The 19,901-nt window shown below is 28.1% G+C and carries 20 protein-coding genes; 19 read left to right on the top strand and 1 reads right to left on the bottom strand.

The genetic code is table 11. The features are described from left to right. Positions 1-6: 6 nt before the first annotated feature. The 19 genes from CINS_RS06935 to CINS_RS06845 all read left to right on the top strand — a co-directional run bounded on the left by CINS_RS06935 (position 7) and on the right by CINS_RS06845 (position 19,029). Entirely contained in the window at positions 7-945 is a 939-nt protein-coding gene (locus CINS_RS06935; protein ID WP_039651466.1) for an ABC transporter permease, read from the top strand. Next, positions 938-1,714 (top strand): ABC transporter permease, encoded by a 777-nt coding sequence (locus CINS_RS06930; RefSeq protein WP_039651042.1) that lies wholly within the window; start codon positions 938-940, stop codon positions 1,712-1,714. Before CINS_RS06935 ends, CINS_RS06930 begins: the two co-directional genes overlap by 8 nt. Further along, positions 1,711-2,472 carry an ATP-binding cassette domain-containing protein gene (locus tag CINS_RS06925; protein WP_039651040.1) on the top strand — a complete coding sequence of 254 codons (762 nt, stop codon included), beginning with the start codon at positions 1,711-1,713 and terminating at the stop codon, positions 2,470-2,472. The genes CINS_RS06930 and CINS_RS06925 overlap by 4 nt, the downstream gene beginning before the upstream one ends. Further along, complete coding sequence (locus CINS_RS06920) at positions 2,463-3,131, top strand: ATP-binding cassette domain-containing protein (protein ID WP_039651038.1); 669 nt, start codon at positions 2,463-2,465, stop codon at positions 3,129-3,131. The genes CINS_RS06925 and CINS_RS06920 overlap by 10 nt, the downstream gene beginning before the upstream one ends. Positions 3,132-3,246: 115 nt before the next feature. Next, entirely contained in the window at positions 3,247-3,666 is a 420-nt protein-coding gene (locus tag CINS_RS06915) for an NAD(P)H-quinone oxidoreductase subunit 3 (protein ID WP_039651036.1), read from the top strand. Continuing rightward, positions 3,663-4,142 carry a NuoB/complex I 20 kDa subunit family protein gene (locus CINS_RS06910; protein WP_052252017.1) on the top strand — a complete coding sequence of 160 codons (480 nt, stop codon included), beginning with the start codon at positions 3,663-3,665 and terminating at the stop codon, positions 4,140-4,142. The genes CINS_RS06915 and CINS_RS06910 overlap by 4 nt, the downstream gene beginning before the upstream one ends. Then, the gene (locus tag CINS_RS06905; protein WP_126437497.1) at positions 4,139-4,933 is read left to right on the top strand and encodes an NADH-quinone oxidoreductase subunit C; all 795 of its coding nucleotides are present in this window, start codon (positions 4,139-4,141) and stop codon (positions 4,931-4,933) included. Before CINS_RS06910 ends, CINS_RS06905 begins: the two co-directional genes overlap by 4 nt. Position 4,934: 1 nt before the next feature. Next, entirely contained in the window at positions 4,935-6,161 is a 1,227-nt protein-coding gene (gene nuoD / locus CINS_RS06900) for an NADH dehydrogenase (quinone) subunit D (protein WP_039651029.1), read from the top strand. Then, positions 6,158-6,391 carry an NADH-ubiquinone oxidoreductase subunit E family protein gene (locus tag CINS_RS06895; RefSeq protein WP_039651027.1) on the top strand — a complete coding sequence of 78 codons (234 nt, stop codon included), beginning with the start codon at positions 6,158-6,160 and terminating at the stop codon, positions 6,389-6,391. The genes nuoD and CINS_RS06895 overlap by 4 nt, the downstream gene beginning before the upstream one ends. Beyond that, positions 6,382-7,095, top strand: a complete 714-nt coding sequence (locus CINS_RS06890; RefSeq protein ID WP_039651025.1) for a hypothetical protein — start codon at positions 6,382-6,384, stop codon at positions 7,093-7,095. The genes CINS_RS06895 and CINS_RS06890 overlap by 10 nt, the downstream gene beginning before the upstream one ends. Then, a complete protein-coding gene (locus CINS_RS06885; protein ID WP_039651023.1) occupies positions 7,092-9,545 on the top strand; it encodes an NADH-quinone oxidoreductase subunit G in 2,454 nt (817 codons plus the stop codon). Before CINS_RS06890 ends, CINS_RS06885 begins: the two co-directional genes overlap by 4 nt. Further along, positions 9,542-10,540, top strand: a complete 999-nt coding sequence (gene nuoH, locus CINS_RS06880; RefSeq protein WP_039651021.1) for an NADH-quinone oxidoreductase subunit NuoH — start codon at positions 9,542-9,544, stop codon at positions 10,538-10,540. The genes CINS_RS06885 and nuoH overlap by 4 nt, the downstream gene beginning before the upstream one ends. Positions 10,541-10,548: 8 nt before the next feature. Next, positions 10,549-11,175 (top strand): NADH-quinone oxidoreductase subunit NuoI, encoded by a 627-nt coding sequence (nuoI, locus tag CINS_RS06875; RefSeq protein ID WP_039651019.1) that lies wholly within the window; start codon positions 10,549-10,551, stop codon positions 11,173-11,175. Then, positions 11,168-11,671, top strand: a complete 504-nt coding sequence (locus tag CINS_RS06870; RefSeq protein WP_039651017.1) for an NADH-quinone oxidoreductase subunit J — start codon at positions 11,168-11,170, stop codon at positions 11,669-11,671. The genes nuoI and CINS_RS06870 overlap by 8 nt, the downstream gene beginning before the upstream one ends. Continuing rightward, a complete protein-coding gene (nuoK, locus tag CINS_RS06865) occupies positions 11,671-11,982 on the top strand; it encodes an NADH-quinone oxidoreductase subunit NuoK (RefSeq protein ID WP_039651464.1) in 312 nt (103 codons plus the stop codon). Before CINS_RS06870 ends, nuoK begins: the two co-directional genes overlap by 1 nt. Further along, entirely contained in the window at positions 11,970-13,772 is a 1,803-nt protein-coding gene (gene nuoL, locus CINS_RS06860) for an NADH-quinone oxidoreductase subunit L (protein WP_039651015.1), read from the top strand. The genes nuoK and nuoL overlap by 13 nt, the downstream gene beginning before the upstream one ends. Before the next feature lies 1 nt (position 13,773). Further along, the gene (locus tag CINS_RS06855) at positions 13,774-15,246 is read left to right on the top strand and encodes a complex I subunit 4 family protein (protein WP_039651012.1); all 1,473 of its coding nucleotides are present in this window, start codon (positions 13,774-13,776) and stop codon (positions 15,244-15,246) included. Then, entirely contained in the window at positions 15,246-16,649 is a 1,404-nt protein-coding gene (locus CINS_RS06850; RefSeq protein WP_039651010.1) for an NADH-quinone oxidoreductase subunit N, read from the top strand. Before CINS_RS06855 ends, CINS_RS06850 begins: the two co-directional genes overlap by 1 nt. A gap of 43 nt (positions 16,650-16,692) precedes the next feature. Then, positions 16,693-19,029: a tetratricopeptide repeat protein gene (locus CINS_RS06845; protein ID WP_052251990.1), complete on the top strand. Its 2,337-nt coding sequence runs from the start codon at positions 16,693-16,695 to the stop codon at positions 19,027-19,029. Here CINS_RS06845 and miaA read toward each other — a convergent pair. Next, positions 19,026-19,898, bottom strand: a complete 873-nt coding sequence (gene miaA / locus CINS_RS06840) for a tRNA (adenosine(37)-N6)-dimethylallyltransferase MiaA (protein ID WP_039651008.1) — start codon at positions 19,896-19,898, stop codon at positions 19,026-19,028. The two genes, CINS_RS06845 and miaA, sit on opposite strands and share 4 nt — an antisense overlap. Positions 19,899-19,901 lie beyond the last annotated feature (3 nt).

Raw genomic sequence — 19,901 nt, 5'->3', positions numbered from 1 at the left:
AAATTGATTTTTAAACGCCTTTTGTGGGCGTTTTTTTTACTTTTTTTTTCAAGTTTTATGTGCTTTGCAATGATTTATTATGCAAAAGGCAGTGTCGTTTTTGCTAGTGTACCTCAAGGGATTAGTTTAAAATTAAAAGAACAAATAGAAAGAAATTTAGATTTAGATAAGCCTTTGTTGCATCAGTATGAAAATTGGGCGTTAAAGGCCTTAAAAGGAGATTTTTCATATTCTTTGATTAGTGGTGAAAAAGTAGATGCAATATTAAAAGAAAAACTTCCTTACACTTTAATACTTGGAACTTTATCTTTTGGAATTTTATTTTTTCTTTCTATACTTTTAGCACTTTTGTGTGTAATTTATAAAGATAGTTTTTTAGACAAATTCATTACTTTTGTTACAATGAGCTTTTTTGCTTTGCCTACTTTTTCTTTATCTTTGCTTTTAATATTATTTTTTTGTGTATTTTTGAATATTTTTCCAAGTTCAGCTATAGTTGATATTGGCTATGAAGATGATATTTTGAATCGTTTGTGGCATTTGTGTTTGCCAGTTAGTGTTTTAGTTCTTTCGCATTTAGCTATTTTTGTGCGTTTTATAAGAACTACTTTAATTGATAGTTTAAATCAAAATTTTATAGAAGCTGCATTTGCTAGAGGACTTAGTAAAAAAAGAGTATATTTTCATTTTATATTAAAAGATTCATTGGGTGCTATACTAGCGTATTTTGGAGCTTCTTTTGTAAGCTTTTTAATGGGTACTTATATTGTAGAAAGTGTATTTTCATATGAAGGTGTTGGAAATTTAGTTATCAAAAGCATTTTATTTAAAGATTATCCTGTAGTTTTGGCTATATTGTGTTTTAGCATTTTAGTTGTCGTTTTTGTAAATTTACTTGTAGAAATAGTTTGTAAAATGATTAATCCAAGGTTTGCAAATGCGTAAATTTTATATTTTTTTAATAATTTTAAGTATATTTTTAGCGCTTTTTGCTCCATTTTTAAGCAAATATGATCCAGTTTTGATCGATCTTAATGTGGCTAAGATAACCCCAAATTTCACCCATATTTTTGGAACAGATATTTTAGGAAGAGATATTTTTTCTAGAACCTTATATGCCTTGCGTATTTCCTTATTTGTAGGTGTAAGCGCAGCATTTTTAAGTGTGATTTTTGCTTTAGCTTATGTTTTTATATCAAGATTTTTTGCCTATGCTTTTTTTTCAAGAATACTTGATATGCTTTTAGCTTTACCATCTTTACTTGTGGTAATGTTTTTTCAAAGTTTTTTATCAGGGTCTTTATGGAGTATGATTTTTATTATAGCTTTAGGTCATTTCGCTTTTATTGCTAAAGTAATTGATAATCAATTGAATAAATTTCAAAAATTAGAATTTTATCAAAATGCTATTATTTTAGGGAGTACTAAAACAAAAGCTTTGTTTAGTGATCTTTTACCAGCGTGTTTAAATTTAATTTTTGTACTTTTTGTTTTACATATAGCTCATTCTATCACAGCAGAAGCTACATTGAGCTTTTTTGGTTTAGGAGTTGAACTTTCTACTCCAAGTTTGGGTAATATGTTAAATGATGCAAATAAAGCTGTGTTTTTGGGATTTTGGTGGATGATAGTTTTTCCTGTGGTATTTATACTTTTGCTTATTTTGCCTTTGCTTGCTTTAGCCAATGATACACAAGAGGATATTAAAATATGATATGTGTCGAAAATTTAAATTTGAATTTTAAACAAAAAAAATTATTACAAAATGTGAATTTTGAGCTTAAAGATGAAAAATCTTTGGCTATTGTGGGAAAAAGTGGAATAGGAAAAAGTTTATTATTAAAAAGCCTAATTAGACTTTTTGATAAAAATTATACATTACAAGCTAAAACTATAAAATTTGATGATTATGAAGTTTTAAAATTAAACGATAAAGAATTGAACTTTTTAAGGATGAAAGTTAATTTACTTTTTCAAGATGTTTATGGAAGTTTTTATCCTTTTGTAGATATTGGAAGTTATTTTAATATAGTCATAAAAACACATACTAATTTAAACACAAAACAAATTAAAGAAAAAGCATTTTATTTTTTTGAATGTTTAGGACTTAAAAATCATGATCTTTTATGGCATTCTTTCATTTATCAATTAAGCGGGGGTATGGCAAGGCGAGTTCAAATAGCTTTAGCTTTGTTAAGTGGGTCGCAGTATTTATTGTGTGATGAAATAACTAGTTCGCTTGATATGCAAAATGAATGTAAAATTATTGATATTTTAAAAAGTTTAAAAGCAAATTTTAAAAATATTATTTATGTTAGTCATGATTTAAATTTAGTGAAACAATTATGCGATGAGGTATTAGTTTTTGAAGAAAATGATGTGATTTGTCAATATGATATAGAGGAATTTTTAAAATTTCCAAAAAGCCAATATGCTCAAAAATTATTAAATATAGAGAGTGCATGCTTTTAAGAGTTACAAATTTAAGTAAAAGCTATAAATTCAAAAAACATTGGTATTTGCAAGAAGAAGAAATTTTTGTTTTTAAAAATATTAATTTTAGTTTGTATCAAAATGAAAATTTATTATTATGCGGAGAAAGTGGTAGTGGAAAAAGTACTTTAGCTAAAATTCTTTGTATGCTTGAGTACGCAGATGAAGGTGCGGTAGAATTTGAAAATAAAAATATTTTAGATTTATCTTTTGAAGAGCAAAGAAAAATTCGTAAAGAAATTCAATATATTTTTCAAGACCAAAAGCTTGCACTTAATCCTTACAAAAATGTTAAAAAGCTGATATTGAATGTGTATGAAAATTTTAATTTAATTCCAGATTGGGATGAAATTTTTCAATTATTTAATATTTTTCAATTACAAGAAAATATTTTGAATTTAAAACCATCAAAACTTAGTGGTGGTCAATGTCAAAGACTAGGATTAATTAGAGCTTTAATTTTAAAGCCAAAATTATTGATACTTGATGAAATTACTTCAGCTTTAGATATGCCAACAGCTTACCAAATTTTAGATTATCTTAAATGTTTTCAAAAGTCTCACGATATAACTTATATTTTTATTTCGCATCAAGAAAAAATTTTAAACAATATTTGTAATAAGAAAATAATCTTATAAAGACATAAAAAATGTTTCATTTTGGAATATCTATAAAATATTTTTTAATAATAAGTTTTTATATAGCTAAAATAAAGTAAAATATCTCCCAATTATGCTTTAAAAAAGGTTTGTTATGACTCATACAACTATAGAGCATCAGTACTTTGGTATATTTGCAATGCTTGTTATCGCAAGTGTTATATTTTTTACTTTAGTATATTTATCTTCAAAGATAGGCTCGAAATTAGCTTCTCATAATAGAAAAAAACTAGGACTTGGAATTTATGAATGTGGTCCTATGGCTTCTAAGCAGGCTAATAAAATTAATTCTCAATTTTTTGTTTTTGCTTTAATTTTTATTTTACTTGATATTGAAGTAGTGTTTTTATTTCCTTGGGCTGTAATCTTTAAAGATTTGAGTATGGAGCTTTCAAAATACGGTTTATCTTTACTTGCTTTAGTTGAGGTTTTTATTTTTATTTTTTTACTTGCAGTAGGATTTTTATACGCTTATAAAAAAGGAGCATTTGAGTGGCAGAGTATCAAAAAATGAGTAACGCTCCAGTTGTCTTAACTACGGTTGATAAATTAATTCAGTGGGGAAGAAGCAATTCTTTGTGGGCTTTATCGTATGGGTTGGCCTGTTGTGCTATTGAAATGATGGCAGCTGGTGGTTCAAGATATGATTTTGATAGATTTGGAACGATTTTTAGAGCTAGTCCTAGGCAGTCTGAAGTGATGATTATAGCAGGAACTTTGAGCAAAAAACATGCTGAATTTACAAGAAGACTTTATGATCAAATGCCAGATCCTAAGTGGGTTATTTCTATGGGTAGTTGTGCTAATACAGGCGGTATGTTTAATACTTATTCAACTGTTCAAGGTGTTGATAGAATTATTCCAGTTGATATTTATGTGCCAGGTTGTGCGCCTCGTCCTGAAACTTTTCAGTTTGCACTAATGATACTCCAAAAAAGAATCCGAAAAGAAAAAGCAAGTAGACATATTGCTCCAAAAAGGCTCATATAATGAGAAAATATAGTGATAAGAAAAATGTTCAGTTAAAAAACTATTATGAAGATAGATTTTATCATGCTCTTCAAACTAAAAAAGTAAGTATAGAAGGTAGTTTATTTGAAGATGATTTTCGTGCAATTTCACAAAAGTTTAATATAAAAAAATCCTTTATAGAGCTTGATTTTTGGGTGATTGAGATAGAAAAAGATGATAATGTTGAGATTTTGAAAGAACTTAAAAATTTAGGATATGAAGTATTTACTGATGCGAGTGCTATCGATTTTATAGAACAAAAAAAAGGTTTTGAAATATATTATCAACTTTTAAATATAGAAAGAAATCTTAGAGTAAGAATTAAAACTTTTGTTGCTGTAAAGGATAAACTCCAAAGTGTTATGAGTGTATTTAAGGGAGCAAATTGGTGTGAAAGAGAAATTTATGATATGTTTGGAATTTTTATCATCAATCATGCTAATTTGAAAAGAATTTTAATGCCAGATGATTGGTATGGTCATCCATTTTTGAAAACTTATCCTTTAGAAGGAGATGAATTTGCTAAATGGTATGAAATAGATAAAATTTTTGGTAAAGAATATAGAGAAGTTGTCGGTGAAGAAAACAGAGATCCCGGTTTTGTAAATGAAAAAGATACCTTAAACTTTAGTAGAGTTTATCATGAAGTAGCCAAAGGTGAAGCCCCAAGAGAAGATAAGCATTTGCAAGAATATCAAGAAGAAGGTGGAGTGCCTTTTGTGAAAAAGATTAAAAGAAGTGAAGCTAAAATTTTAAATAAGAGAAGATAAAATGCAAATTTCTACTAAATTAAAACCTTATTATGAAAACATAAGTTTTGAACGAGAAGATGGCACCATGATAGTAAATCTTGGACCCCAACATCCAAGTGCTCACGGAAATTTACGTCTCATTTTAGAACTTGATGGAGAAGAGATTACTAAAGCTAGTCCTTGTATAGGCTATATGCATCGCGGTATGGAAAAAATGGCTGAAAATATGATTTATCAGGAATTTATACCAACTACTGATAGAATGGACTATATTGCTGCAAGTGCAAATAATTATGCTTATGTAGCTGCCGTTGAAAAGCTTTGTGGCCTAGAAATACCTCGTAGAGCAAGTGTGATAAGAATGATATTGCTTGAGTTAAATCGCATTGCTTCACATTTATTGTGGTTGGCGACTCATGCGTTAGATATTGGAGCAATGACTGTATTTTTATATTGTTTTAGAGAGCGTGAATATGTACTTGATTTAATAGAAAAATATTGTGGAGCGAGACTAACTCATTCTTCTATGAGGATTGGCGGAGTAATGCTTGATTTACCTGATGGTTTTTTAGAAGAACTTTTGGCATTTTGTAATAAGTTTCCAAATGATATTAAAGATTATGAAGCCTTGCTTGATGATAATAGAATTTGGCGTGCAAGGACTGAAAACGTAGGTGTTGTAAGCAAAGAACAAGCGTTGAGCTGGGGATGTAGCGGAGTTATGTTAAGAGGAAGTGGGATAGCCTATGATGTAAGAAAAGAAGAACCTTATTTGCTTTATGAAGAGATAGATTTTCAAGTGCCTGTTGCAAAAATGGGTGATTCTTATGCTAGATATAAGGTTTATATGCAAGAATTTAGAGAAAGTTTAAAAATTCTTATTCAATGTGCTACTTTATATAAAGATACTCCTCCTCAAATTCTATGTGATCATCCTGAGTATGTAAGTGCATCAAAAGAACAAATTATGACTCAAAATTATTCTTTGATGCAACATTTTGTTTTAGTAACTCAGGGATTAAAGCCACCAAAAGGTGAAGTTTATGTACCAACTGAAAGTCCAAAAGGCGAACTTGGATTTTTTATTCATTCAGATGGAAGCGGTAGACCTTATAGATTAAGAGCTAGAACTCCTAGCTTCTTTCATTGTGCTTTTTTAGAAGAAATGCTTGTAGGATCGTATCTAGCAGATGCTGTGGCGATTTTAGGAAGTATAAATATCGTTTTAGGTGAGATAGATCGATGAGACGCGTGGATTTGAGAAAAAGTAAAGATTTATTTTTTGATCTTAAGATGATTATTGAAAAAGCTTACAATGGCGAAGTTTTAGTTGTTTTATTTGAAATAGGGGATTTTTCTAATGTAGAAAAAAGTTTTGCTTTTGTAAAAGAACAAAATTGTGAACTTTTAAATTCTTTGAAATTTAATCAAGCAGATTGGACCATAGTTTTAAAAAAGGTTGGTGAATGCAATTAGCTGCATATCAAGAAGGTTTAAATGCTTTATGCTTTGTAGATTTACTATCTTTAGAAAATCCAAATTTAAATACAAAATTAAATAAAAGTAAAAATATTAATATTTCTTGTATTCAAGACCCTAGTTTAAATGCTACATTTTATAAGTGCGAAATAGCCAGCATCTCTTTTGTTTTAGCATTATTGTGTAAAATGAGTATGAATGGATTTGATGATTTAGATGAAGGATACTTGAGTGCAGAATCTTGTTTTGGAGAAGAGGAAGCATTGGAAATTTTAGAATTTCTACAAAATGCTCGATGTATCATTTTTGATAAGAATTTAAAAAAACATAAAGATTATGAAAATATTAAATTTTTCTTGGTAAAACTTTGTCAAAATTTTAGCTTAGATTTAATTTGTAGTGATGAACAGTGTGAAGAATTAAAAATACAAAAAGATTTTGATAAGCTTTTAGAGCTTGATAATTTTGATGGTATTGTGGTATTAAAAAGCACTTTGAAAGAATCAAGTTTACACTGTTCACCTTCTTTTGCTTTGATAGCTAAAGTCAAAGATAAAGATTTTATAGAGTTAAAACTTAATAATAAAGTTTTTAATACACAAGTAAAAATTGATACAAATTTAAAAGGCACTGTAGCTTTGTATGATTATAAAAGCGATGTATTTGCTTTTGCGAAAGCTCAGATTAAGGTTATAAAATGAAAGTCATCATCAATGGTATAGAATGTGAAGCAAATGAAAACGAGTATATCTTAAATGTAGCTAGAAAAAATGATATATTTATCCCAGCAATTTGTTATCTTAATGGTTGTTCTCCTACTTTGGCCTGTCGTATGTGTATGGTAGAAGCAGATGGTAAAAAAGTATATTCTTGTAATACTAAAGTTAAAGAAGGTATGGTTGTAGAGAGTGATTTGTCGAATTTATGGGATGAGCGTAATGCTATTATGCAAGCTTATTGTATTAATCACCCATTACAATGTGGAGTTTGTGATAAATCAGGAGAATGTGAGCTTCAAAATTTTACGCATAAAGCTAGGGTTAATGTACAAAATTATTGGATTAAAGACACGCATAAAGAACATAAAAAATGGGGTGAAATTAATTATGATCCTGCGCTTTGTATAGTTTGCGAAAGATGTATAACAGTATGTAAAGATAAAATAGGAGAAAGCGCTTTGAAAACTATTCCTAGGGGTTCTGATGCTCCTGATGCGAGTTTCAAAGAAAGTATGAGTAAAGATGCTCTTGCTATTTGGACTAAATTTCAAAAAAGTTTAATAGCTCCAAGTAGTGGAGATATGCTTAATTGCTCTTTTTGTGGGGAATGCACTAGTGTTTGTCCAACCGGAGCTTTGGTAGGTGCTTCTTTTCAATATACCTCAAATGCTTGGGAATTAAAAAGAATTCCAGCAAGTAACCCACATTCTAGCGATTGTGAGTTAATGTACTATGATATCAAACAAACAAGCATTAATAATCAAAAAGAAAAAATTTATAGAGTAAGTAATGACTTTGCATTTGCAACACTTAATAAAGCAGCAAGATACGGCTTTAATATTCAAAATGAAGTAGAAAATAAAGATCAAATAGCTTTTGAAAAATTAGTAAATATGATTAGAGATGAAGAGATAAAAAATATTAAATTTAACAGTTTTATTACAAATGAAGAAGCTCTAATTTTGCAAAATATAAGTAATAAATTCAATTTAAATTTAATTAACAATGAAGCAAAATCCTTTCAAGATTTTTTGAATGTATTTTATCATGAAATAGGTGATATGTATAATGCAAATAGTGATGATGTTATACAAAGTGATTTTTTAATTATTGCAGGTTCATTTTTAAGATATGATTCTCCAACTCTTAGTTATAAAATCAATAATGCTTTGGTTATGAATAAGGGAGCAGCTTTATATTTTCATCCTATAAAAGATAAAGGAGTAGATAAATATTCTAAAAATCTTTTGCAAATTAATCATAATTATCAAGATAATGAAAATATTTTGCTTTTTCTTTTGCAAAAATTTGCGAAAGATCTTCCACAAGATTTAAAAAATCTACTCGAAAATGCTTATTATCAAGATAATAAAGAAATTGAAGAAACCATTACAGAGGAAATTATTGAAAAGATTGAAAGTCAAGATGATAATGGTAATGTTGTTATTGAAGAAATAAAAAAACAAATTCCTAAAAAAGTTACAAAAACTATAGAAGTAAAACGATCAAATTATGCAAAAATTCTTGGTTTAAATGAGGATAATTTAGAAAATTTATTGACTAAAAAGCAAAAATTTACTTTGGTTATTGGAAGTGATTTTTACTATGATGAAAAGAATTTACAATTAGCAAAATTATGTGCTTTAATACAAAAACATACTGATTTTAAAGTATTTTTAATACCAACTTGCACTAATACTTTAGGTGTGAGTTTGATTTGCGATTTACAAGATACTTACAAAGAAGGTAAAACACTTGGTTATAACGAAGTAGGAGATTTTTCTTTTTCATATGAAGGTCATTATGATCTTGCAAGTTCGAGTTTAAATCAGCAAGAAGGTACTTTTGTTAATTATGACAAAAGAGTAGTTCCTACCAATGCAGCCGTAGAATTTAAAGGTTATTTTTTAAATGATTTAGCTAATGCTTTAGGTTTTGATAAAGAATATACTATAGATTATACTAAATACTTACCTCAAGAAAAAGGTTTCAAAGACATTTGTTTCGATGATTTAGAAAATTATTATGATAATGGTGGAAAGAATCATAGAGGCTATGAACTTGATTTTTCAAATTTAAATTTAGAAAAAAAAGTGTTGCAAACAAAACATAGTTTTTGCGAAGAAGGGAATTTGGATTTATATTTTGCAAATCCTATTCATCAATTTGGAAAACTGAGCAATAAAGCTTTTAATGAAGTTGGGGTATTATTTTTATCAGCTGATTTGATGGAAAAATTTGGTTTGGCTCAAAATGAAAGTGTAATTTTAAAGAATCAATATATACAACTTGCTTTAAGTGTAAAAACTGATGAACATCTAGAAAATGCTGCTTATTTGGGTGATTATGATTGTAAAATAAATACTCAAGACTTATTTAAAAATTCACGTTATATTAGACTTTGGCTTGAAAAAACAGGAGTAAAAATATGAGTGATCTTACATTTTTTATCATAGAAACTGTCATTAAGTGTATTCTTGTTATAGCTGTTTTTGCAACTTTGGCTGGCATTGCAACTTACCTTGAAAGAAAGGTTTTAGCATTTTTTCACCGTCGTTTAGGTCCTGATATGGTTGGACCTTTTGGTTTGATTCAAGTTGTTGCTGATATGATCAAACTTTTTACAAAAGAAGATATTGTGCCAACTCATGCACAAAAAATAGTGTTTTTAATTGCTCCTTTGATTGCAGCCATTTGCTCTTTTGTGGCTATTGCTGCTATACCTATTTTTCCAGAATTTACTTTATTTGGGAGAGTGATTCGCCCTATTATAGCTGATATCAATGTAGCTTTATTATTTGTTGTAGGTATGGGCGGAATCAGTTTTTATGCTATTTTTTTAGGTGGTTTGGCAAGTCACAATAAATGGTCTTTATTGGGTGGAGTTAGAGGTTTAGTTTCTATAATTTCTTATGAAAGCGTTGCAGGGCTTTCATTGGTGTGTGTGGTGATGTTAGTAGGATCTTTATCCTTAATAGATATTAATAACTATCAAAGCAATGGCTTGTTGTCATGGCTTATTTTTAAACAACCTTTAGCTTTTGTTTTATTTGTTATAGCTATTTTCATAGAAACTAATAGAACTCCGCTTTGTTTAAGTGAAAATGAAACCGAGCTTGTTTCTGGTTATGGTACGGAGTACTCAGGGCTTAGATGGGGTATGTTTTTTATAGGCGAATATACTGCCATGATAACTGGTGCTATTATGATATCTCTTTTATTTTTAGGTGGTTTTAATGATTTTTGGATCATACCTGGTGCTATTATGATGCTTTTAAAAGTATCTTTTGTATTTTTCTGGTATTTTTGGGCTAGGGGAGCTTTTCCTCAATTACGTCCTGATCAAGTTATGAGAATGTGTTATTTGATATTAATACCTCTAGCAGTTTTAAATTTATTAGTTAGTGCTTTGGTGCTTATTATATAGGAAAAATAATGAAAAAAGGTTATTTTAAAATAGACTTTGAGCGTAAAAATCCTCAAAGTGCTTATGAAAAATTTATACAAGTTGTAAAGAGATCTTTAAATACTGAACTTTTTGTTGGCTTATATGTGGTTTTGAGAGAAATGTTAAAGAGAAATAATAGTGCGACAATTAAATATCCTATGGAAAAAGTTGCTCTAGATGATCGATATCGTGCGGTACATCGTTTAATGCGTTTTATAGAAAGTGAAAATGAGTGTTGTATAGGATGCGGTTTATGTGAAAAAATTTGCATCAGCAATTGTATAAGAATGGAAACATCTTTAGCAGAAGATGGGCGTAAAAAAGTAGAAAATTATAGTATTAATTTAGGGCGTTGTATCTATTGTGGTTTTTGTGCTGATGTTTGTCCTGAACTTGCTATAGTTCATGGAAAAGAGTATGAAAATGCAGCAGAACAAAGATCATATTTTGGACAAAAACAAGATTTTTTAACTCCTATTGATGAATTGAAAAATCAAGTAGTATTTCAAGGTAGTGGTAGCTTAAGACAAGATGCAGATGATTTAGTCAAGAAAACTCCAAATTATTATGATGTAGATTTGCAAAGAAAAAATACAAAGGAAGAAAATGTTTGAAACATTGGCCTTTTATATATTGAGTATATTGGTATTGGGATTTTTTTTAGTAAGTGTATTAAGTACTAGCATGCTTTATGCTATTAGTTCTTTGGCAGCTGCTATGATTTTTTTAAGTGGATTTTATTTTTTGTTAAATGCTGAATTTATTGGAGTGATACAAATTATTGTCTATAGTGGTGCTATTTTAGGTCTTTATAGCTTTGCTATGATGTTTTTTGATGCTTCTTCTAAAGTTAAAGAAAAAATAAAAGATAAGAAAATTTTTGTTATCGTTATTTTTAGTACTTTCTTGTTTATAGCCGTTATTTTGGGCCATAATATGGACAATACTAAGCAAGATATTGCTTATGATCTTACATCTATACAACAAATCGGCTTAGCACTATTTACTAAATATATGTTGGCTTTTGAATTTATGGCTGTCTTATTGTTAATTGCATTAATTTGTGCCATTGTTCTAACACAAAAAAATACACAAAAGGATGAGCAATGATGTTTGAAAAATATTATATAGTTGCCATTTTAATGTTTGTTATAGGTTTAATAGGGATTGTAAAACGCCAAAATTTAATCATGCTTTTTATATCTAGTGAGATTTTGCTTAATGCAGCTAATTTAGCCTTGGTAACAGCTGGTGCTTTTCATAATGATATTGAAGGACAAATTTTTGCTTTGTTTATAATGGGCATAGCAGCTTGCGAAGTTGCTGTTGGAATTGCACTTTGTGTATTATGGTATAGGAAGACACAGACTCTTCAATTAAGCTCTTTAGTAGAAAAAGGAGATGATAAATGCAAAATTTAGCTTTAATTTCGCTTTTTACACCTTTAATTTCTGCATTGATTTTAGGAATTTTTGCTTTTAAGCCTAAAAATTTTTTTTTAGGATATCTTGCCTTCATTTTAGTTTTAGTTTCTGCTGTTTCTTCAATTTATTTATTAATCAATAATGCTCATTTTGACTTTGCATTAGGCACTTGGATATCTTTAGTTGATGTTAAATTTGGTTTTAAAATCGATACTATTACTTTGACAATGATGTGTGTGGTGGGTGTAGTATCAGCTTGTGTGCATTTGTATAGTATATTTTATATGGAAAAAGATGAAGGATTTAATCGCTATTTTAGTTATCTTGGATTTTTTGTTTTTTCTATGATGTTTTTAGTAATGAGTGATAATTTTTTAGGATTATTTATAGGCTGGGAGGGAGTTGGAGTTTGCTCTTGGCTTTTAATAGGCTTTTGGTTTCATAATGAAAAGTATACTTTTGCGGCTAATGAAGCGTTTATAATGAATCGTATAGCGGATCTGGCTTTACTTTTGGGAATTTTTTTAATTTATTTAGAATTTGGTACCTTAAAATACGATGACGTGTTTAATTTAATAACGTCAAATTATGAAAATAATAAAATTCTGACTTTAATTGCTATCTTACTTTTTATAGGAGCTATGGGTAAGTCAGCACAATTTCCATTTCACACTTGGCTTGCTGATGCTATGGCGGGTCCAACACCCGTTTCGGCTCTAATTCATGCGGCTACTATGGTTACTGCTGGAGTATATTTGGTTATCCGTGCTGGTGAACTGTATTTACAAGTAAGTGAAGTTGGTTATTTTATAGCCTTATTAGGAGCTTTTGTGACATTATTTGCTGCTTCTATGGCTATGGTAGCTAAAGATTTAAAGAGAATTATAGCTTATTCTACCCTTTCACAACTTGGTTATATGTTTGTAGCAGCTGGTCTTGGAGCCTATGCGATAGCGTTATTTCATTTAGTAACTCATGCATTTTTTAAATCTTTATTGTTCTTGGGTGCAGGAAATGTAATGCATGCTATGAATGATAAGCTTGATATTAGTAAAATGGGTGGACTTTATAAAAGTATGCGTTTTAGTGCTATTTTGATGCTCATAGGCTCTTTAGCTTTAGCTGGAATTTATCCTTTTGCTGGATTTTTTTCTAAAGACTTAATTTTAGGCTTTTCTTTTATAAGCCATCACCACGGAATATTTTTGGTATTGTTAATTTCAGCTTTTATGACAGCATTTTATAGCTTTAGACTTTTGATGCTTGTTTTCTTTACTCCACAACGACACGAAGAACACCCTCATGAAGCTAGTAAAATAGCATTGTTAGCTATGAGTCCACTTGCTTTACTTGCTGTTGTAGCTGGTTTATTTGAGCATAAATTTATGGATTTTATAAGTTCAGATTTGGCTTTGATTCAAGCACAAAATTTCTTAGTGATGCAACTTGCTATTGCAGCGGCTATTTTTGGAGTGTTATTAGCTATTATTGCTTATTGGAAAGATTGGTTTAAGCCTTCACTAGCTAAAACAAGTATATATAAGATTTTATTTAATGAATATTATATCCCGAGATTTTATCATCGATTTTTAGTTCAAAAATATACTTTATTTTGTGAATTTTTAAGAAAGAATGATAAAGAAGTGTTAGATGCTATTGTAAATGGTGTAGCTCAATTTTTACAAGTATTTGCAAAAGATATAGCAATTAAAGGAGATTTCTCTTTGATTTTGAGAATTTCTATCTTGGCATTTATTTGTTTATTTTGTCTAGTATTGGTGGTGTAATATGTTAAATTCGTTGATATTTTTTCCATTTTTTGCTGCTTGCATAGCATTGTTTTTGAAAAAAGATGAAAGTAAAATCTTTGCTATATTAGTAAGTTTTTTTATTCTTGTGTTGAATTTATTTTTGCTTTACAAATATCAAGATGGAATAGCTTATGAATTTGGTTTTTCTTTTTTGATTATGAATTACCACATAGGCGTAAATGCTATAGCGTTATATTTGATGTTACTTTGTTCTTTAATGATTTTTTTATCATTTGTATGTTTGAAAATTCAAGATAAAAGTATAGTGATTAGTATATTTATACTGGAATTTTGTATGATGGGGCTTTTTGCTTCCTTAGACGCTATTTTATTCTATATTTTTTGGGAATTTTCGTTGATACCATTGATTTATCTTATAGGAAGGTATTCTAGTAACTATCAAGCAGGAATTAAGTTTTTTATTTATGCATTTTGTGGTTCAATGTTGATGCTTTTAGCTATCCTGTATATAGGATATTTATATTTTCAAAGTTTTGGTTATTGGAGTTTTGATTTGATTGAGTGGTATAAGAGTGATTTTTTTATACCTGAATATGCGCAAAATTTGATTTTTTTAGGATTTTTCATAGCATTTGCTATTAAGAGTCCTTTATTTCCTTTTCATACTTGGGCGCCATCAGTATATGCTAAAAGCCCTACTTTAGTTTCTGTAATGTTAGTTAGTTTTAAAATGGCACCTTTTGGTATAATAACGTTTATTTTACCTTTAACTCCAGATGTTTTAAATCATTATCATTTTATTTTAGTTGTTTTGTGTATTGTAGGTATTTTATATGCAGCATTAATAGCGTTTAAAACGAAAGATTTAAAAGAGTTGATAGCGTATAGTTCTATTTCGCATTTGGCAGTTGTGATTTTGGGTATTATTACCGTTACTCACAATGGACTAAACGGTGCTATATTTTATATGTTTGCTCATGGAATTGTTACAGGTGGTTTATTTTTAGCTGCGTATATGTTATATCAAAGATATTACACTTATGAAATTGATTTTTATAAGAATTTAGCTAAAAAATCTCCTTTGTATAGTCTATTTTTTGGAATTTTAATGCTTTCATCAATTTCTTTACCATTAAGTATTTCTTTTGTTGGGGAATTTTTGATTTTACAGGGTATTGCTGGAATTAGTTTATGGTATGCACTTTTAGCAGGTATTGTGATTATATTAGGTGCTATTTATATGTTAAATATTTATAGAAATATGTTTTTTTCCCCACAAATTCAAGAGGATAAAGTAGAATTTAAGCTCAGTAAAAGTGAAATTTTTGTTTTAATTTTATTGAGTGTAATTATAATTTGTTTTGGTATTGCACCTAGTTTTATACTTGAACAAATTTCGGATAATGTAAATGTTATTTTTGAGACGATGCAAATGAAAAATAATATTTTAGAAAATCAAAAAATTATAGATAGTGTAAGAGGTTTATGATGAGTGTTTTTGGTATTGAAAAATTAAATTTTGTATTATTATGGCCAATACTATCTTTGTTTTTTTGGGCTGTTGCTTTACTTTTGTTAAGTATTTTTACAAAACTTTCTAGAAATTTTTATACAAGTGTTAGTGTAATAGCTCTTTTAGGGAATTTATTGCTTTTAGGTATGTTTAATGGATTTAAATTGAGTGATGCCGATGCTTTTTTTGGTTTATTCATAAGTGATAACTATGCTATATTTGCGCAGATAATCATAGTGGTTTTTTCCATTTTTTATCTTATCATGGATATGAAAGAAAAAAAAGTTGAGTTTTTCCCTTTATTTTTATTTATGATAGCTTGTTTGATTTTAATGGTTTCAAGCACAAATTTGATAGTAATTTTTTTAGCTTTAGAAGGCTCTTCTTTGGCACTTTATACATTAATAGCTTTAAGAAGAACACATAATGCAATTAGTTCAAGTATCAAATATTTTACTATTGCAGCTATTGGTGCAGGATTTTTTGCCTTTGCTTGTGCTTTTGTTTATTTAAATACTAAATCTTTGGATTTACTTGATTTAGTAAATTCAGAGCATATTTCTAACCCCATTTTGTTAAGCGCTGGAGTTATGTTTTTGGTTATAATAGGAATTAAACTATCTATAGCTCCTTTTCATTTTTGGTTAAAAGATGTATATTATGGTGCGCATGCCACTTTTGTGGCTTTTATATCTGTAGTGCCAAAGATAGCAATGATTATAGTTGTGTTAAGGATTTTTTCTGCCTTAGGTGGAGGGGTCAAATTTGAATACATAGTTGCACTGTTAGCAATATTTTCTATGCTGATTGCTAGTATTGTAGCTTTAGTTCAAAATGATGTTAAAAAAATGCTTGCATATAGTTCTGTGACACATTCATCTTTTATATTAGCGGCTATAATTTCAGAAATTAATCTAAATTTTCAAGATGGTGGTATTTTGTATTTAATGGCAATATCTGCATTGTTTTTGTATTGGATAGTTTTTGCATTTGCTAATTATGGTTTATTTTTAGCATTGAGTTTGTTTAAAGAAAGTTCTTATGAAAGTTTTGCAGGATTATTTAATAAAAGACCTATGTTGTCAATTATTATCGCTTTGTTGATTTTGTGTATCGCAGGTATTCCACCTTTTGGAGTATTTTGGGGTAAATTATTAATTTTAGCTTCCATTTTAACTTCTGGCTATTATATTATCGTATTTGCGATAGCTATTAGTTCTATGATTATGCTCTATGCTTATTTAAAAATTTTGATTTATATATTTTTCAAAAAATCTGATTGTTTTCAAGGCGAGCAGTTATATTTAAGACAAAAAATAATTTTATGTTTTTGTCTTATAGGAAGCTTATGTACGGGTATTTTTGCTTTTGTAAAATAATATTGCTATAATCACATCTATGATAAGGATACTATTTTTACTCTTGCTAAGTATTAGCTATATATTTTCTTTTGAAATCCTTATAAATAAAGGTGAAGATGCTAAAATTCCTTTTAGCATCTTGCATTTAAAAGATGACAAAAATTTTACTTGTAAGAGCAGCTTTGAATCGGATAAAAATTTTTTTGAATGCAGAATTATTGGTACTAGTAATATACAATTTCAAAATAAAGAATTTGATGAATTTTCGATAAAATTTAAAAAAGAACAGACTTATTTAGATATTATAATCATTCCAAAAATTCCTGCAAAAATGCGTAGTTATTCTCAAGATATTTTTGATACTAAAGAAATTTTTAATCCAAATCCAAATTCAGCGAAACATTTTGTATTTGTTTTTACAAAAGATATAAAAAAAGATCAAGTTGATGATGGACTTGATTTTAATATTTATTTTAACGATGCCTTAATGCCGTTCATAGGTGCTTTGGATTTAAATTCAAATCCCATAGAAGGCACTAAAAGTGCAGATTTTAACGCTTATTTTAGCATTAAAAAAGAATATGAAGCTAAAAAATACGATCAAGTTTTAAGAGATAGTATTAATGCTATTAAAAGATATCAAGGTAGTATTTTTATGAATGAATTTGAGTTGTATAAACTTAGAGCGCAAAATCAACTTTATACCTATACTTTAGATAAAGATCAGCAAATTTTAGGACAAATGTTAGATGATGCTAAAAATTGGACAAGAACTTATGTAAATGACAAAAATTTTACCGAAGTTATGTATATTATGATGAGGATTTATATAGGTTTATCACAAAGATCGAATGTCGAATATACTATTAATCTTTTAACAACAGAACATAAGAATGATTTTTATACTATTATGGCTATGTTAGATTACGCAGATTATTTATATAATCTTGGTAAAAAAAATACAGCAGTGGACATTTATAAGGAAGTTTACTATTCAACTTCGAATGCAGATTTAGCAAGTAGAGCAGCATTGTTTTTAGCTAAAGATTATTTAGAGCAAAAGAATATTAATGATGCTAGAGATTTAACTATTAAAATTTTAGAATCTAATCCTAAATTTTTTATGAGTGATTTATCAAATTCTTTAATTTTGGCAAAAATTTTAGATAATAATAAAATTTATGATATCAGTTCGAAAATTTATGAATATATATTTTTGCATTTGACAAAAATTGAAAAAGATTATGAAAGAGTTTTAAAAGATTTAGCTTTCTCATTATTCAATAACAAAGAGTATGATAAAGCTGAAGAATATTTAGAACTTTATGCAGAAGAATTTCCAATGGGAGAATATCTAACACTTGTAAAGCAAACTCAAGATAAGAATTTTTTGTATTTAAAAGATACAAATGCAACATATTTGCATGAAAAGTATGAAGAAATTATGCATAAATATGTAGGTGAAATTTCAAGTCAGGCTTTATTTGATAATATAAAACTATATTTTCAAGAGAAAAATTATGAAAAAATTATTACTTATAAAAATGATATAGAAAAATATTCTAATAAAGAAGCAAAAGATATTTTAGAAAAATCAGCAATAGAAGTCTTAACTCAAGATTTAAAAAACGATGAATGTTTAAAAGCTATTGATATATATGATCGCTTTAAAGAATATAATATTGGAAGCAAAATTTATAATAAAAAACAAATGCTAGCATGTTTTAAAAGAACTTTACGTATCGAAGAAGCTAAAAAATATATTGCTGAAAATGAGCAAGATGATGTGATTTACTATAAACTTCAAGACGCAGATCTTACTTTGAAAGATAAGCAATATAAGCAAGTTGTTAAAATTGTCGAGAGTGTTTTAACTACTAGATCTATTATTAGTGATGATGAAAAATTTGAAGCATATTATATTAAATTTTTAGCTCAACTTAAGCTTCAAGATTATAATGCTATGGTGGAAACTTTGCAAAGATTAGAGCAATTTCCTATGAATTATCGCATGGTAGAACTTTATTATGAGTTTTTACTTTTTTGTGAAAAAAACGATTTTATTACTAATATCTTAACTTATGCACCAAAGGCTATAGATTACCAAAATTTAAAAGGCGTGAATCTTTTTTCGCCAGATTTAGAATTTATGTATATTAAAGCTTTGACTCAAACTAATCAAAAGCAAAAAGCATTAGGTTTGTTTAAAGATTTATTAGCAAATCCTCTAAAGGCTGATGAAAGAGCTAGAGCTTTTTATATGCAAAGTAATATTTACGAAGATTTAAATCAAACTCAAAATCAAAAAAATAGCTTGCAAAAATGTGTAGATATTAATTCTACTAGCGATTGGCAAAATTTATGCAAAGAAAAAATTAGTATTTTAAATACGCCTTAATGAGAAAAATTTAGTAATTTTTCTCTTAATACCCTATAAGCATCTTTAAATAAAATATCAGTTTTATGAAATTTTTTATTAAATGTTCTTTGTCTTTTTGCAAGTTGTCTAGTATGTATAACAATAAGTTCTTCTAATTTTTCTAGGGTAATTTTATTGTCTAAAAAATCTTTGCATTCTTTCAAGCCTATACAATTTAATGCTTTTAAATTTTTATCAAATTTTTGAAAAAGTGTTTTTGCTTCATCTATTAAACCCTCTTTTAGCATATTCTGTGTACGTTGAATAATGCGTTTTTCTAATGTTTTTTTATCCCAAGTAATATCATAGATTTCCAAATTTTTTATTAAAGGATCTTTACGAGTTTCTTTTAAAACTTCACTAGGTATTTTTTTGGTTTGTTCATAAATTCCTAGCCATTTTTTTAAACGATAAGTATCATTTTTTTCTATCGTTGAATATTTATCAATTTGTTGCATTAAGGTATAAATTTCATTGTTGTTAAGCAAACTTTGACTTTCTTTAAAATTATCACTTAAACCATCCATTAAAGCTTTAAGATAAAAACTTGTTCCTCCTGTTATGATTAAAATTTTGTTATTTTGCATAGCGTATTGTTTAGCTTTTTTATATTCTTCAAAAAATAAAGCTGTGTTAAAATGTTCATCAATATTAATTAAGTTAACTCCAAAATATTTGAGTTGATTTATAATTTTTTCATCAGTTTTAGCTGATGCTATGTTGATTTGCTTATACACACAAAGACTATCAAGGCTTAGAATGCATGCATCAAATTCTTTAGCAAGAGTGTTAGCAAGATCTGTTTTACCACTGGCTGTAGTTCCTATGAGTGCAAATTCAAAAAACATCGT

This window comes from Campylobacter insulaenigrae NCTC 12927, assembly GCF_000816185.1.
In the GTDB taxonomy this organism is placed as follows: Bacteria; Campylobacterota; Campylobacteria; order Campylobacterales; family Campylobacteraceae; genus Campylobacter_D; species Campylobacter_D insulaenigrae.
This window is presented reverse-complemented; position numbering and strand designations above follow the sequence as displayed.